Source organism: Lactobacillus sp. PV037, assembly GCF_014522345.1.
Classification (GTDB): Bacteria; Bacillota; Bacilli; order Lactobacillales; family Lactobacillaceae; genus Lactobacillus.
Genome location: NZ_CP041987.1, coordinates 134,586 through 148,923, shown reverse-complemented (window position 1 = coordinate 148,923; position 14,338 = coordinate 134,586). Strand labels below are relative to the sequence as shown.

Sequence of the window (14,338 nt, the reverse complement as noted above, 5' to 3'; positions counted from 1 at the left end):
TAACTTTCCTTAATTCTTAGATTTTCTACGGCTACTATCAGCTAGCTTGACCACTAATAGCGCCATCACTAATAAAACAAAAATTCCTACAGCTAGCCCAATTAACTTTTTGGCATCCCCTGAAAAAATTGCATCTCCACCAAATGCATAAAGATACGAAGTCGGTAACATACCAATAACTACCATTGGAAAATATTGTTTCCAAGTAATATTCAATCTGGCAGCTGCATAATTTACTAATACACTTGGAATAAAAGGTATCATAAATCCAATCGTTAGTCCAACTCGTGGATGGTTTTGGTTCATTAAGTAAGTAAGAATTTTATTTTTCTTAAAATGTTTAGAAAAATCTATCTTTCTAATAAGGGCTACTACAATTACATTGCCCAAGATATTTCCTAACCAATTAATTCCTAAACCAAGCCATGCTCCATAACATAGACCAGATAAAACGCAAAGTAGAGAATTTGATAGTCCTGGAATGGCATTTAAAATAGCAATTAAACATAATAAAAAAATACTGTCTCTTACTGCATGTTCACGTAACAAAATTAATAATTTTTCCTTTGTATCTGATGTTGGATGTAATAAAAGATTAATTTCAGGACGATAATCCCGATAAAGTAAATATGCTAAACAGATAGCCAAGATAACGCCCAAACTTATTAATAATATTTTTCGTAGATTTTTTCTCATCGATCTAATCTTTCTCTTGCTAAAACTATTTAATTTTAGTTTAGCATGTTAAGTTAGCATTTTTCCATTAGAAAAAAGCTCGCAATTTTCACTGCGAGCTCTTAGCTAAGAAAAATCTTTTAGTTATTTTGCTTATTTTTCTTTCCAAAATTGAAGTTAAGTCCTTCGTACGTAATCTTCATTGCTGCCGACATAATGATTGGCAAGAAGAATACTAGTAGTAATAAGCCAATAATTACAGTTAAAGCAACTTCAATTAATGTTGGAACTCCTGATGGAATTAATGCTGCAAAAGTACCACCTAAAATAATAGCTGCACTAATTACAACTACCCCAATGTTAGCACAAGCTTGTAAAATTCTTTCACTTGGACTAAATTTAGGATTTTCAATACCTAGTTCTCGGTATCTCATCATTAAGAAGATACTGTAGTCAACTCCTAAAGCAATGATCATAATGAAACTGAAGAATGGTGTATTCCAAGCTACCATTGAACGGTGCATGATAGATTTTACAATCATTTCATTAAGAGATAATGCAGTAAAGTAAGCTGCTAATAATGTTCCTAAAATAAATACTGGTTGAAGTACTGAACGGGTAATAATGATTAAAGCAATTCCGATACCAATCAACATAATTGCAGCTGTTCTGGTAAAGTCTTGACTAGCAACTTTTTGTGTATCGTAAATCTTTTCAGATTGACCACCCATCGCAACTGTTGCTTTATCTAAATTAGTTCCTTGAAGACTCATCTTCGACATTTGTCCTAATTCATTTGCTACCTTTGCATTCTTTAATGAACTTGGATTTCCTTTTAAGATAATAATCAACTTTGTAGTCTTCTTATCTTGACTTAAGTAAGTATCAAGTGCTGGTTTAAAAGTTGATGATTTTAGGCTCTCGCTTGGAATATAGAAAGTATCGGCAGCTGCTGACTTACTTAAAGGATTAGTGTAATCTTCAATCTTACCAAGTCCTTTATTTACCTTCTTTATTCCCTTAGTTAAACTTGGAGCTTGATCATAAAGTTTCTTTGCTCCATCACTTAATTGACTTGCGGCAGGAACAGCTTGATTTACAGCTGTTTGAACTTGCGTTAAGCCGGAATTCATCTGTTCAATTGCACTTACGGCACCTGGAAGTGCTACATTTGAAGATTGAGCTAATTGTCCAAAGGAACTTCTTAATGTAGACATTTGACTCATTGTTCCTTGCAAGCCTTGCATTGTGTTTGCCACACTCGCCATTGAATTTCCAAGTGAGCGGTTAGCAATTCCAGCAGCTTGCAAGCTTCCAGCTACTTGCTGCAACTGACGACCAGCGGCTGCTTGCTGACTATTTACGGCAGCAGTTTGTAAACTTTGTAATCCTGCACCAGCAGTAGTTAAATTAGTACCAATATTTTGTGCTTGTGTACCAATATTATTTAAGTTTGAAGAAAGAGCAGCAGTATCAGGAACAGATGAACTTTGCAATTGCCCGTTAATTTGCTGAATACCATCATTAATTTGCGGTAAACCACTTTGTAATTGCGCAATTTGTTGAGAACTACCTGAAAGTTGTTCAGTCAATTGGTCATTCATCGTACTTAAGCCATCACTAAGTTGCTTAGTTCCATCACTAACTTGACCAATTCCATTAGTTAATTGAACAGAACCTTTATCTAATTTCTTAAGACCACTCCGTGCACTAGATAAACCATCATTGACAGTTTTTAACTGATTTTTAAGATACAATTTACTTACTGGCTTACCCGTTGGTTGAGTAACTGAGTAAACTGATTTTACACGTTTATCATTTTTGATCTTTTTAGTTAAGGTATCTATTTCTTTAAGATATTCTTCTTTATTTAATTTCTTTTTATTTTGAATATAAAGAGTTGAATATTCAGCTGTACCTTTAGAAAAATGATCTTGAATTACTAATAAACCTGCCTTAGCTGGATCAGAATTTGGTAATTCATCAGCATCATCATAGTTTAATTGATTTGAATTAAGTAAAGCAACTGGAGTAATAACTGCTGCTAATACTACTAAGAAAATAACAGGATATTTTAATGAGTACTTAGAAAGGAATGTCCAAAGCTTAGAATTTGAGTCACCGTCAAAATTCTTCACTGGCCAAAACATTCTTTCCCCTAAAACGACCATGAAAAATGGATTCAAAGTCAACAAGACAATTAATAAAACTGCTACCCCAATTGCTACTCCAACAGCTGATTGGTAAATTGAAAACTTCGCCAAGCCTAAGGCACTAAAACCAATTAAAATTGATGAGCCAGAAAACAGAATGGTTTTTCCAGCCTTTTTGATGGCATCTTTCGTTGCTGCGTACTTGTCCATCCCTTTACCAAGGTTTTCCTTGAACTTATCATACAGCAAAATATTATAGTCAGTTCCCACCCCAAATAATACGATTACCATAAATACTTGAGTAAAGTTTGAAAATGGGAAATTCGAACTTTTTACTAAATTAGTTACTAATGAAAATGATGTAATAAATGAAACACCAACTGTTAAAAGTGAAATTAATGGAACAATTGGTGAGCGGAATACTAAAACTAAAACAATAAAGATAAAGATAATAGAAATTACCTCAGTCTTTTTGATTCCTTGTTGAATCTGATTTGAAAAATCATCTTGTAGAATCTTGACCCCAGTTACATAAGTAGCTAGACCTTTAGTTTTAATAGCACGTTGAAGAGCTTTCGTAGTATCAGTAACAGTTGAATGGTTATTTGGAATGTAGACTTGAATCATTTCTGTTGTCTTATCTTTAGACAAAAGCAATGATTTTGCTCCTTCATTGTCATTAACTGTTGTCATACTCTTAATACCCAAACTCTTTTTGTTATCATTCAAGTATTGAATAGTATTATTAATTTCGGCTTGATCTTCTTCGTTGATCTTACCTTTCTTCTTATTAAATACAAGTCCCACCATGTACGTATTATCTTGTCCGTGGCCCCAATGTTTTTCAATTCGAGTAGCCACTTCGGTTTCAACGTTTTTAGGTAGAGTAATATCTGAGTGCTCACGTGTCAAAGCACTGACGTTTGGAAGAGTAACTATCGCAATAATCACAATAGCAATCCAAGCAATTAACGCACCTACATGGTTTTTGAGAAAGTTCTTCATTAACCCTTTTTCCGTTCCTTTCCTAATTTTGGTTAGTTTTTACTTTTGGCCCCACTAACTGCAAAAGTAATTGATGATAATTATTATTTACCGTTCTTTCATCTTCGCCGCTAAATAGTTGAGCACGATCCAAAAATACATATCCTATTACTGCAGCCAATAAACTTTGCAAAGACACGATATTTTTTTGATCTACTTCTAATTTTTCCCCTAATTCAACTATTTCACTAATTTCTTTGTGCACTCGCGTATCTTGCCCAATTTCTTCTACATTATAAAAAATACTTGATACGGCATAATCATTTAGCAAAAAATTTCTAATAACATCCGCAAAAGTAAACAATGCTTCTGAGCCTGAAAGGCCAATTAACTTGTGAATTAATTCTTCCTTCAGAATTGCAAGTCTCCTCGCACAGATTATTGATAATAACTCGCGCCGATTTGCTACATAATGATAAAGAGATTGTGAGCGAATATTTAAAAACTTTGCCAGTCGTGGCATGGTTAAGGCTCTCAATCCTTCTTTATTGATAATTTCTGTAGATTTTTGAATGACCTTATCTAAGTCAAGTGTCCGGTGTTTCTTAATAATTATCACTTCCTTTTTGCTATACTTAGACAGTATATCACTTAAGATTATAGATTACAATCTACAATTTGTAGATTCTTTTCTACTTTTTGAAGTCTAAACCAATAATTACTATTTGTGAACCACTTGGTTAATACTTTTTCCTAAATCACCAAAATTATATCCTTCTTTTTCATTAATTACTGCCATTACATAGTTCTTACCCCTAGTTTCAACTAAGGCTACACTACCAAAACTTCCACTCATCTTATAAGAAGTTCCACTAATTTGGGAGCTTAATCCTTTATTAGTATCGTTAAACATATAACCAATTATTTGGGTATCATGTGTTACTCCTAAAACTTTTCCTTGGTATAAGTTTTTAATGACTGTGGTAAAATCAGCTGCGCTTGAACTACCCTCTAATTTATTATCTACTTTTTCAACAGTTGTATTTTCTGCCCCAAATTTTTTAGCAACTGCGTTAATATTATGAAGTCCTAGCTTATTTACCAAAATCATTGCAGCTGTTGTACTATCATGTCGAACCATCATATCTCGAATATAGGCATAACTGTAGTTAATTCCTGTTTTTAACATTGGATCAGTTTTTCCTACTTGATCAGATTTTTTAATTTTATAAGAGGAAGCTGAATGTAATTTATTATTTTTTACTGCACTTTGATAAGCAAGCAAAACATAAAAGCGTAAGCTTGATTTAAGTGGTAGAGCTGTTTGATTAGTATTAGTAACTTGAGCATATTTCCCAGTATTTAAATCTACATAGCTAACTTGATATGGTTGACTTTGATTTGCAAGGGTCTTTTTAATTTCCTGGGCAATTTTTTGCGTACTTCCTTTAGCAATTTTTACATTTGTTGCTGAAGAACTTGTCTTTTTTGCTACCTTTTTTGAAGTCTGAGTTGAGCTAGTACCTGAAGAAGTTTGAGAACTTTGACTACTCTTTTTTACAATTTTTGTTGATTGTCCTTGATAAACTTGGACCTCTTGTTTATTTAAATGATTAATACTTACTAAATAAAAAGCTAAACTACAAAATGCTACTAGTGCCGATATAAAAAACACCTTATTTTTCATTCCTTCTAATTTCCTCCTTTATTTTTAATTATATCTAAAATTGTCAATTTAATCTCTCTTAGTTTGTACCTTGTCTATTATAATATAATTAAAACGTTCACATTCTTAGGAATTTAAGGTAAACTAATAAAATAAAACGTTTAAAGAGGTATTAAATTACAGATGATTAAATATATGATTGGTATTGATGCAGGTGGTACACACTCAACTGCAATCGCATATGATGAAAATGGTAAAGAATTAGGTCGTGCAGAAAGCGGTCCAGGTCAAATCAACAATGATTACGAACTTGGTCTCAAAAATATTGCAGCCGCAATTAATGAATTACGCGACAAAATTGAAGGAGATCCAATGAAAGTTTTAGCCGGAATTGCTGGCTTATCTGTTGTTGGAAATGCTCCAGAAGTTGCTGCAACTATTTCTTCAATGGTAGGAAATATTCCTACTCGGGCAATTACTGACTCACTTTTAGCTCTATACAATGGTTTAGAAGGTGCAGATGGTGCTTTAGTTATTGCAGGAACTGGTTCTGTGGTTAATGGACGTCAAGATGGTTCATTAATTACTGCTGGTGGATATGGTTCCTTATTGGGAGATGAAGGTAGTGGTTACGCCATCACCAAAGCTGCTCTACAAGCTGCTCTCTTAAAATGGGATAAACGTGAAGATAGTTCCTTAGTAGATCTTTTTGTAGATATGTGGGATCTTGATTCACTTAATGATGCATCTGCTAAGTTTTACAAGATGACTAGTCCAGAAGTTGCTTCTTATGCGGTCAAAATTGCCAAACTTGCTGATTCTGGTGATGAAGAAGCACGTAAGATTATTCAAGAACAAGCTCATTTATTAGCTCGCGATATTCTTATGGTATTAGATCGCTACGAAGATCCTAAACCTATGCGTGTCGCTTTAACTGGTTCTGTTCTTTCTAATAACGCAATGATGCGTTCATTTATGGAAGATGAGGTAAAAGAAAAATACCCTGACGTAGTCTTCAGCGTTTCAAACGGTGAAAATGCTCGTGGTGTATTATTTGATAAAAGTAAGGACTATCGTTACTTCACTAATCACAATGAAAATGAATAAAATTAAAAGCTCTGAGTCTACTCAGGGCTTTTAATTTGAATTTTTTAGATAAAATATTTTAGTTTCTTTTTTAGTTTCTTTTCCGTATACTTAAATTGAATAATTTTAGAGGAGGGATGATTGTTGAATACACTTCAAATTATAGGAATAGTGTTGACAATTGCTGTAGGAATCGAACATATTGGAATTGGTTTTCTAGAAATTTTCGGTAAGCCTGCAACTCAAGCAAAAGCTTTTGATATGAGCATAGAATATGTTGAGCAAAAAGAAGCTCGCGTTTCAATGGCTAACCAAGGTATTTACAATGCCATGATTGGATTACTAATTACAGTTGCTTACTTTATGTTCCCAGTCAAATGGCTTTTTCCATTTTGGTACTTAATGTTAGCTTTAATTGTAGTAGTAGCATTATTTGGTGGCTTTACTGCAACTAAAAAAATCTTTTTAGTACAGATGCTACCTGCTCTAGTTGCTTTATTTTTCTTATTCATTTAAAAAGATCGTCCTTCTACGGGACGATCTTTTTATTCTTCTACCCTCATCGAGCGATCTCTTTGTGCTCGCCCGTTATTATAGTTAAAAACATAACCTGGTTGCACATTATAAATATAAACATTGAAATCTAAATCACCACTAGTTGAGATTGCTTGTAAATTAATACCACGTGCCATCAATTCATCCCCTCTAAAAATTGGTGTTGCTTGATAAATCACCTTTTCATTTTTTCTTAGTGCTTGACGAACTTTACTTTCATAAATAGTTTGAATTTTTTGATTGGTAAAAGCACTTTGGGTGAAGAGATTTTTAGGATTATTTTGGTCTCCTGACTTATTTCCTGGGTTATATTGCCCATCTTGATCAATCCCGGCAGAAATTGAATAAGCAATTAAGTGACCACGATTATAAATTTGAACACCATTTCTCTTATTAGAATGCCAAGCTGTAGGATTTACAAATTGCCGCACCCTTAAACTTTGATCTGCGACATTTCTTTTTTCTAAGAAAGCAGTATTAGAATTTGAAGTTCTATTTAGATTATCTAAGTTAGAATAAATAACCTTATTAACTTTCCAGGCATTTTTAATTAAGGTAGACTTATCATCATTTACATAAACATAAGCCTTGTCCCCACTTTTAAAATTTAAATTAGCTAACTTTTGATAATCTTGTTTGGATAATCCTCCATAACTAGTTTGCGCCTGATTAGCTTTTTGAATTACATTAGCTGAGTTATTACTAGTTGAAGTTCTATTCTTGCCTGTTCGCTGATAAATTACAAAGACTATTACTAAAAAAATAATAATAAAAGATAGAATTCTTTGTCCTTGGCTGTTTTTATTTTTTCGACGTGATGCCATAATCATGCCCTTTCTAAAAAAGTTTCCAATCTATTATAACCGAAAGTTCTACTTTTTTGCGCTACAATTAAAGGTGAAAGAAAGGAGATTTTTAAATTGAAATATTTCGAATTAAATGATGGCAATCGCATCCCTCAACTAGGATTTGGAACTTATCGTCTCAATGGGAGTCATGCAGTTAGTGTGATTGATAACGCCATTAATCTTGGCTACCGCCTAATAGATAGCGCTGTTTTATACGAAAATGAAGGTGCAGTTGGGCGTGCAATTGAAAATAGTAGCATTGGACGTGATCAACTATTTGTCACTTCTAAATTACCCGGTCGACATCAAGCTTACAAAGAAGCAATTACACAAATTCAAGAATCACTTTATAGTGCTCATCTAGATTACTATGATCTCTATCTTATCCATTGGCCTAATCCTAAGAAAGATCAATATTTAGAAGCTTGGCAAGCATTAATTGACGCTAAAAAATTTGGTCTTATTCGCTCAATCGGTGTTTCTAATTTTGAACCAGAGCATATTCAACGTCTAATTGAGGAAACTGGTGTTACTCCAGCAGTTAATCAAGTAGAACTTCATCCATATTGGTCTTCTAAAAAAGTCCGAGAATTTGATGATAAACACAGAATTATTACTGAAGCTTGGAGTCCACTCCAACGAGCAGGCTATGCGATGAAAGAGGACTTAATCTTACAATTAGCGAAAAAATATAATAAAACTCCTGCGCAAATTATTCTTCGCTGGGAAACCCAGATTAATGTTCTTCCTATTCCAAAAGCAACTTCTATCACCCACCAAGAAGCAAATCTTGAAATTTTTGATTTCGAACTTACACCTAAAGAAGTTACTGCACTCACCAATTTAGATAAAGATGATGGCCGCAGACTAGATCCTTATACAATGGAGGGCTAAAAAAGGTACGCTACAGTTACATGTAACGTACCTTTTTACTAAGAACGAGCCCAATTATCTAAGGCATTTAAAAAATATTTTTCTGTCCATAAATGAATTTTACTTCCTTGATCTTTTAACAACTTTGCTTTATTTAGTTCTGTTAAATCTGTTCTAAAGCGATCATTATCCCCGATCAGTAAATAGTCGCTATCTTCATTTATTTTTTCTTGAAGCTGACCGCCTAGATTACGAAGTGCTTGCGCAACTTCGGTTGTATTTAAATCCCAGTCTCCAGTAATAGTAATATTTTTATTTTTAAAAGGACTTCTAAAATTATAGGTCTGTTTTACAAAATCTGGCCATTCATTAGTAAGATCTACCGACTTAATCATTTCATGCGCTCTTAACAGATGATCTTGTTTAAATTGGCGATGTAATTCATCAAACACTGCTTTAGTGTCAATTGTATCTTGCAGGCCGCGATGATCTTGAGTTTGGGCAATCCCCAGCCGATTCAAGCAATCAATCAAACGATTGTGACGCTGGTCCGGGTAAAAACTTCGTGCTAATCGATAAACATCCACGTAATCATTACTCAAGACTGGTAAATCATACTTTGCTATTAAATCGTAAACAAAATTCAAATCAAAATTAACATTATATCCCACAATCGGATCACTACCAATGAAATAGCGAAACTTCTTAATTGCTTCGTCTACTGGCATCCCCTCAGCTTCAATTTTTGCTTCATCAATTCCGTTCAACTTACTAATATAAGCGGGAACCTTATTTGAATCAGGAAACTTCACTAATTCTGAAAAAGTTTGAATCACTTTGCCTCGTCTAACTTTTAATCCACCCATCTCCGTAATTCGACTATAAGTTGGATTAAGACCCGTGGTTTCGACATCAATTAATGTATAATTCTCAGGAAAACCTGGCTTTTCCATTCCTTTCGCACGAATTTTGTGTTGCGCACCTGGAATATTTAAAACACCCTGCATAATTGAAATGCTCATCAATCTGCTTCCTTTCTAATATTACGTCCACATTTCGCTAGCTCCAGTATCAGCATCTGTTTCTGGAAGTGAATTGGGATTATTTTCATCATCAACTAACTTTTGGCCTGTCTTTTGCAAATATAGCTGCACTAAAGGATAAATATCTTCTCTTTCTTCTAAAATTCCATTAAACTTGCCCTCTTTAGTCTTACTTGCTTGATAACGAGAAACAATAAACTGCGTTTTAGTATTATCTTCGTCTGCTAGTAATATTTCATCCTGAGGATTACTTTCTAATTGCTCAAACATTTCCTGGTACATACCTTGCAATTTAGAATCTTCAAGATAACTACCCCATGTTTCCCCTAGCTGGGGTGGGGTATAAACAAGTTTGCGATTTTGACGATAAAAAATTAACTTTTTATCTTTATTGATAAAAGAATTTAAATGCGAACTGGCTAAAAAATCTTGTAATTCACTAATTTTCACAATTCCAGCATGAAGTTTAAGATAATCTTTTTTATTTGCAAAAGTTAATTCACTTTGTTTTTCAAATCTCTCCATTTTTACCTCTTTTCTTAATTTTATCGCAGAAAAAAAGTGGACCCAAGTTTTCTGACTTAGATCCGCTTTTTCTTAATCATTTAATATTCTTAATCCTTCACGTTTACGTCCACGATTAAACCATGGTGATACAGTAAAGGCTAATACATCATTTACAATATAAATTAAACTATTTACTGCCATTGCCAAACTTGCATCCCCTTGTGCATAAGTAATTGCCCAAAGAATCAATTGGAAGACCCCACTTGCAGTCCACCAGAAGTATTGATTATTATAACGCAAGAAGCACATAATTCCTGCAGTAAGAGAAATTGAAAAACTTAAAGCATCAATCCAAGGACGAGGATCATTAGTAAACTTTCCAATTAAAAAGCCAGAAATTGCATAAACAGCAAGAGTACCTAAAATTGCAATAATCCATTCTTTAGTACAAAATTTACGCAAATGATTTTTTGTATCATCATTCCAAGAATTTACTGCCAATAAAATTGGTAAGTCTAAAGTCAAAATATAAGCAATTTGTTCAAAAATTGATAAGTAATTTTTGGCAATTAATCCTACATAAATAAAACAAGCTGCTGAAACTAACCCTAACCAGCCATTAATTGCCTTAGTAGCATTAATTGCTAAAACACAAAGTGTCCCTAGCAAAGTTCCAAAAAAGGTTACGATTGAAATAAGCGTAATCTTTCCTTCAATCAAAATTGCTAATTGGAAACCAAAAGCAAAAAACCAAAGCATATAGTTTTGGATAGGCCACCCCTGAAGTTGCTTAAACAACCATACAAAATAATTGTCTTTTTTGGTAGACTTTGAACCTTTAATTGATGTTAAATTTTCCATTCAATTTCTCTCCTTCTTTTTGATAGGTCACAAGCTTATTTCTATATCTTGTGCCTTGTCCGAATTTCTTTTTGAAAAACATCAATATCTAGTATACGGGCCAATTTTTTTAATACAAGGGTTGACTTTAAAAGGCATTTTCCAAGCCTTCAAGAAACCGGTTTCTTTCTTTAAAAAAATTTTATATTTTCTTCATAAAGTGTTCAAATAATTATTTGTATAATATTAAATATAAAATATGAATAAAAAAGGAGATGGAATTAATGATCAAAGAATTCAAAGAGTTTATTGCTCGTGGCGATGTAATGGACCTAGCTGTTGGGGTAATTATTGGGGCTGCATTTACAGCAATTGTTAACTCACTGGTAACTAACATAATTAATCCTTTAATTGGACTATTTATTGGTCAAATAGACCTCTCAAACTTGAAGTTAACCATTGGTGAAGCTACTTTTAAATATGGAGCATTTATAAATTCAATAATTAATTTCTTAATCATTGCTTTTATCGTCTTCTTATTGATGAAAATTGTTAATAAAATTACCCGTCGCAACAAGGCAAAAGCTGACGAAGAAGAAAAAGAGCTTACCCAAGAACAAGCATACCTCAAAGAAATTAGAGATTTACTTGCACAAAAGAATAGTAATTAAAAACTTAGCGAGATGCTAAGTTTTTTTCTTTATGAAATATTATTTTTCTACTACTACGACTTTTCCAAAACTATGTGATCCTTCTAGATAACGATGAGCATCTGCCACATGTTCTAAATCAAATACTTTTTCTGGTTTTACCTTAATATCGTGTTTTTCAACAAACTGCAATAATTGCTCAATCTTCTTCTGATCAACATTAGCTGAATAAAAACTGGTCAAATACCCATTTGGCGCAATATCAGTTATGGGGTCAAAATCTTTTAAATACCATTCATTTCCTAATTGTCCTGTAGAACACACAATACCGTATTCGCAGGTATGCTGAAAACTATTTTTAATAGTTTTGGGGCCAATTAATTCTAGAATTTTATTAAATTTTTGATCAGTTTTTAGCTTTCCATTTTCGTCAACTATAACTTCATCATAACCAGCTACTTTCATCTCTTTCTCTTTTCTTAAAGACCTACTAGTTCCAGCTACAAAAATATCAGGATACTTGCCTTTAATTAACTGCACAAAAGCAATCCCTACGCCACTAGTACCCCCACGCACTAAAACTTTATCAGAAGGAGCAATTTTTAAATTAAGTAAAGAGCCATAAGCAGTATAGTAAGTTTCTGGCAAAGCAGCTAAAGTAGTCCAATCTAGATCAGTTTCAATAGGATAAAGTTGATCATTTGGAATTAAAGCATATTCTGCATAAGAGCCATCAAAATCTCGTCCCATTTCTCCCATTAGTGAAATCACTTTTTGACCAACTGGTAATCTTTTTGGGTCTGTCGTTTCAGCGATAATTCCTACACATTCAATTCCAAGAATGCGAGGAAATTTAACTGTAGGAGATAATCCTTTTCTAGTAAAAATTTCCGAATGATTAACTCCAAAACCTTTTATCTTTACTAAAGACCATCCAGATTTTAAATTAGGTTTCGGTACGTCTTGATATATAAGCTTTTCTGGACCTCCTGCTTCTTTTATTACTACTGCTTTCATTACTTTTCCTCTTTTCTTTTAATCATTATCTCTTTAATCTGGTGATTTTTTTCTTTTTTTACAATCACATCTGCTCTCTTTTTAGTTGGAGCAATATAAGAATGAAGATTTTTCAAATTTACCTTCTTCCACACCTCTTCCGCAAATTTATCTGCTTCTTGGCGTGGCCGGTGAGCCCAAGAATAGAAAAAATTTCCCGGGTTATTATAATTTAAGTCCATCATTTTATGAAAACGTTCAAGATACCAACAATATAAGTTCTCTTCACTAGTATCCAGATAAAAATTGAAATTAATATATTTTCTTGGGGAAACAGTTTCTCCTGGAGCATCTTCTAATAAATAAATTCCTTCTATAATTAAGATATCAACTTGCTCCAAAACTTCAACTTGATTAGGAACTAGATCAGATAATTCATGAGAATAAATGCGATAAGGAATGTTAGGATAATGATTTTTTACTGCTTCAAAAAAATTGGCTAATGCATTCCAATTAAAGGACACGGGAAAGCCCTTTTGTTCCATTAGCCCTTTTTCTTCTAACTCCGCATTTGACTTTAAAAAATTATCCGCTGAAACCACTTCTATCTTTTTTAAAGGATACTTTTTTTCAAGTTCTTGCTTCAGTTTGGTTGCAAAAGTCGATTTTCCACTAGCAACTGCTCCACTAACTCCAATAATAAAAGGTGTCGTTTTTATTGATAAAATATCAATAATGTCTTGCCAAGGTTGCTTTTCAGAAGCTGGGATTATCTTCCATTCGCTTTCTTTTTTCTGCTCCATTTAGTCGCCTTCTCTCCAAAATTGTTATTACTAGAATTTTTCTATCTTTCAGACTAACATAATACTTGAAAGAGAAAAAGAAAAGGCGATTTACGTGAAAAAAATTATTCTTTATGGTGACTCTATTCTCGCTGCTTACCAGCATAATCACCCTACCTCATTACTATTGGCTCGCCTAACTAAAATGTTACCTAATGCAGAAATCATTAACCGTTCTATTCCGGGAGCAACTAGTGAAGAGGCGTTAGACTTTTTACCCTTAAAGGTTACAAATGAGGATTATGATTTGGTAGTGTTGGGGATGGGAACCAACGATTGTACAATAAAACTTGGTTTATCACCAGGTAAATATTCTTGGAACTTAGACGAATTAATTTCTAAAATTGGTTATCACAAAATTTTATTAATGGGGCCTGCTTATACCAATTGGGAAATTGCAGTGGACCATTCTTGGCCACGCACGCTCCAATTCCGCTTAGTGGCTGCACAAGCCGCCCATAAAAATAAAGTGCCGTTTTTAGATTTAGCTAATGATATGATTCTAACCGGACACCCCAATAAATTACTGCAGGCCGATGGAATTCATCTCAATAACGAGGGGCTAGATTTACTTGCATCGGATTTAGCCAACGAAACAAAAAAGGTTCTCCAATAAGGAG

The 14,338-nt window shown here is 33.4% G+C and carries 15 protein-coding genes; 5 read left to right on the top strand and 10 right to left on the bottom strand.

What is annotated here, in order from left to right; translation table 11 throughout:
- Positions 1–9 precede the first annotated feature (9 nt).
- The 4 genes from FP435_RS01270 to FP435_RS01255 all read right to left on the bottom strand — a co-directional run bounded on the left by FP435_RS01270 (position 10) and on the right by FP435_RS01255 (position 5,499).
- Entirely contained in the window at positions 10–696 is a 687-nt protein-coding gene (locus FP435_RS01270; RefSeq protein WP_265483958.1) for a TVP38/TMEM64 family protein, read from the bottom strand.
- 119 nt (positions 697–815) lie between these two features.
- Positions 816–3,833 carry an MMPL family transporter gene (locus FP435_RS01265; protein WP_265483957.1) on the bottom strand — a complete coding sequence of 1,006 codons (3,018 nt, stop codon included), beginning with the start codon at positions 3,831–3,833 and terminating at the stop codon, positions 816–818.
- A 22-nt stretch (positions 3,834–3,855) separates the two neighbouring features.
- A complete protein-coding gene (locus FP435_RS01260; protein WP_265483956.1) occupies positions 3,856–4,431 on the bottom strand; it encodes a TetR/AcrR family transcriptional regulator in 576 nt (191 codons plus the stop codon).
- 102 nt (positions 4,432–4,533) lie between these two features.
- Positions 4,534–5,499: a serine hydrolase gene (locus FP435_RS01255; protein ID WP_265483955.1), complete on the bottom strand. Its 966-nt coding sequence runs from the start codon at positions 5,497–5,499 to the stop codon at positions 4,534–4,536.
- A gap of 162 nt (positions 5,500–5,661) precedes the next feature.
- Between FP435_RS01255 and FP435_RS01250 the strand changes: the two genes are divergently transcribed.
- A complete protein-coding gene (locus tag FP435_RS01250; protein ID WP_265483954.1) occupies positions 5,662–6,585 on the top strand; it encodes an N-acetylglucosamine kinase in 924 nt (307 codons plus the stop codon).
- Positions 6,586–6,708: 123 nt separating this feature from the next.
- A complete protein-coding gene (locus FP435_RS01245; RefSeq protein ID WP_265483953.1) occupies positions 6,709–7,080 on the top strand; it encodes a DUF1304 domain-containing protein in 372 nt (123 codons plus the stop codon).
- A gap of 29 nt (positions 7,081–7,109) precedes the next feature.
- Here FP435_RS01245 and FP435_RS01240 read toward each other — a convergent pair whose 3' ends face one another.
- Positions 7,110–7,943, bottom strand: coding sequence for a DNA/RNA non-specific endonuclease (locus FP435_RS01240; RefSeq protein ID WP_265483952.1), 834 nt, complete (start codon positions 7,941–7,943; stop codon positions 7,110–7,112).
- Positions 7,944–8,039: 96 nt separating this feature from the next.
- Between FP435_RS01240 and FP435_RS01235 the strand changes: the two genes are divergently transcribed.
- A complete protein-coding gene (locus tag FP435_RS01235) occupies positions 8,040–8,861 on the top strand; it encodes an aldo/keto reductase (RefSeq protein WP_265483951.1) in 822 nt (273 codons plus the stop codon).
- A gap of 38 nt (positions 8,862–8,899) precedes the next feature.
- Here the strand turns inward: FP435_RS01235 and FP435_RS01230 are convergent, their stop codons facing one another.
- The 3 genes from FP435_RS01230 to pnuC form a co-directional block, all read right to left on the bottom strand.
- Positions 8,900–9,862: an exonuclease domain-containing protein gene (locus FP435_RS01230; RefSeq protein ID WP_265483950.1), complete on the bottom strand. Its 963-nt coding sequence runs from the start codon at positions 9,860–9,862 to the stop codon at positions 8,900–8,902.
- A 21-nt stretch (positions 9,863–9,883) separates the two neighbouring features.
- A complete protein-coding gene (locus FP435_RS01225) occupies positions 9,884–10,408 on the bottom strand; it encodes a PAS domain-containing protein (RefSeq protein WP_265483949.1) in 525 nt (174 codons plus the stop codon).
- 72 nt (positions 10,409–10,480) lie between these two features.
- On the bottom strand, positions 10,481–11,251 hold the full coding sequence (gene pnuC, locus FP435_RS01220) for a nicotinamide riboside transporter PnuC (RefSeq protein ID WP_265483948.1): 771 nt from the start codon (positions 11,249–11,251) through the stop codon (positions 10,481–10,483).
- A gap of 263 nt (positions 11,252–11,514) precedes the next feature.
- Here pnuC and mscL point away from each other — a divergent pair, with 263 nt between their 5' ends.
- Positions 11,515–11,901 carry a large-conductance mechanosensitive channel protein MscL gene (mscL, locus tag FP435_RS01215; RefSeq protein WP_265483947.1) on the top strand — a complete coding sequence of 129 codons (387 nt, stop codon included), beginning with the start codon at positions 11,515–11,517 and terminating at the stop codon, positions 11,899–11,901.
- 39 nt (positions 11,902–11,940) lie between these two features.
- Here mscL and FP435_RS01210 read toward each other — a convergent pair whose 3' ends face one another.
- Complete coding sequence (locus tag FP435_RS01210) at positions 11,941–12,897, bottom strand: zinc-binding alcohol dehydrogenase family protein (RefSeq protein ID WP_265483946.1); 957 nt, start codon at positions 12,895–12,897, stop codon at positions 11,941–11,943.
- Positions 12,897–13,679 carry a type I pantothenate kinase gene (gene coaA / locus FP435_RS01205; RefSeq protein ID WP_265483945.1) on the bottom strand — a complete coding sequence of 261 codons (783 nt, stop codon included), beginning with the start codon at positions 13,677–13,679 and terminating at the stop codon, positions 12,897–12,899. Before coaA ends, FP435_RS01210 begins: the two co-directional genes overlap by 1 nt.
- A gap of 94 nt (positions 13,680–13,773) precedes the next feature.
- Here coaA and FP435_RS01200 point away from each other — a divergent pair, with 94 nt between their 5' ends.
- Entirely contained in the window at positions 13,774–14,334 is a 561-nt protein-coding gene (locus tag FP435_RS01200) for an SGNH/GDSL hydrolase family protein (RefSeq protein ID WP_265483944.1), read from the top strand.
- Positions 14,335–14,338: the final 4 nt, after the last annotated feature.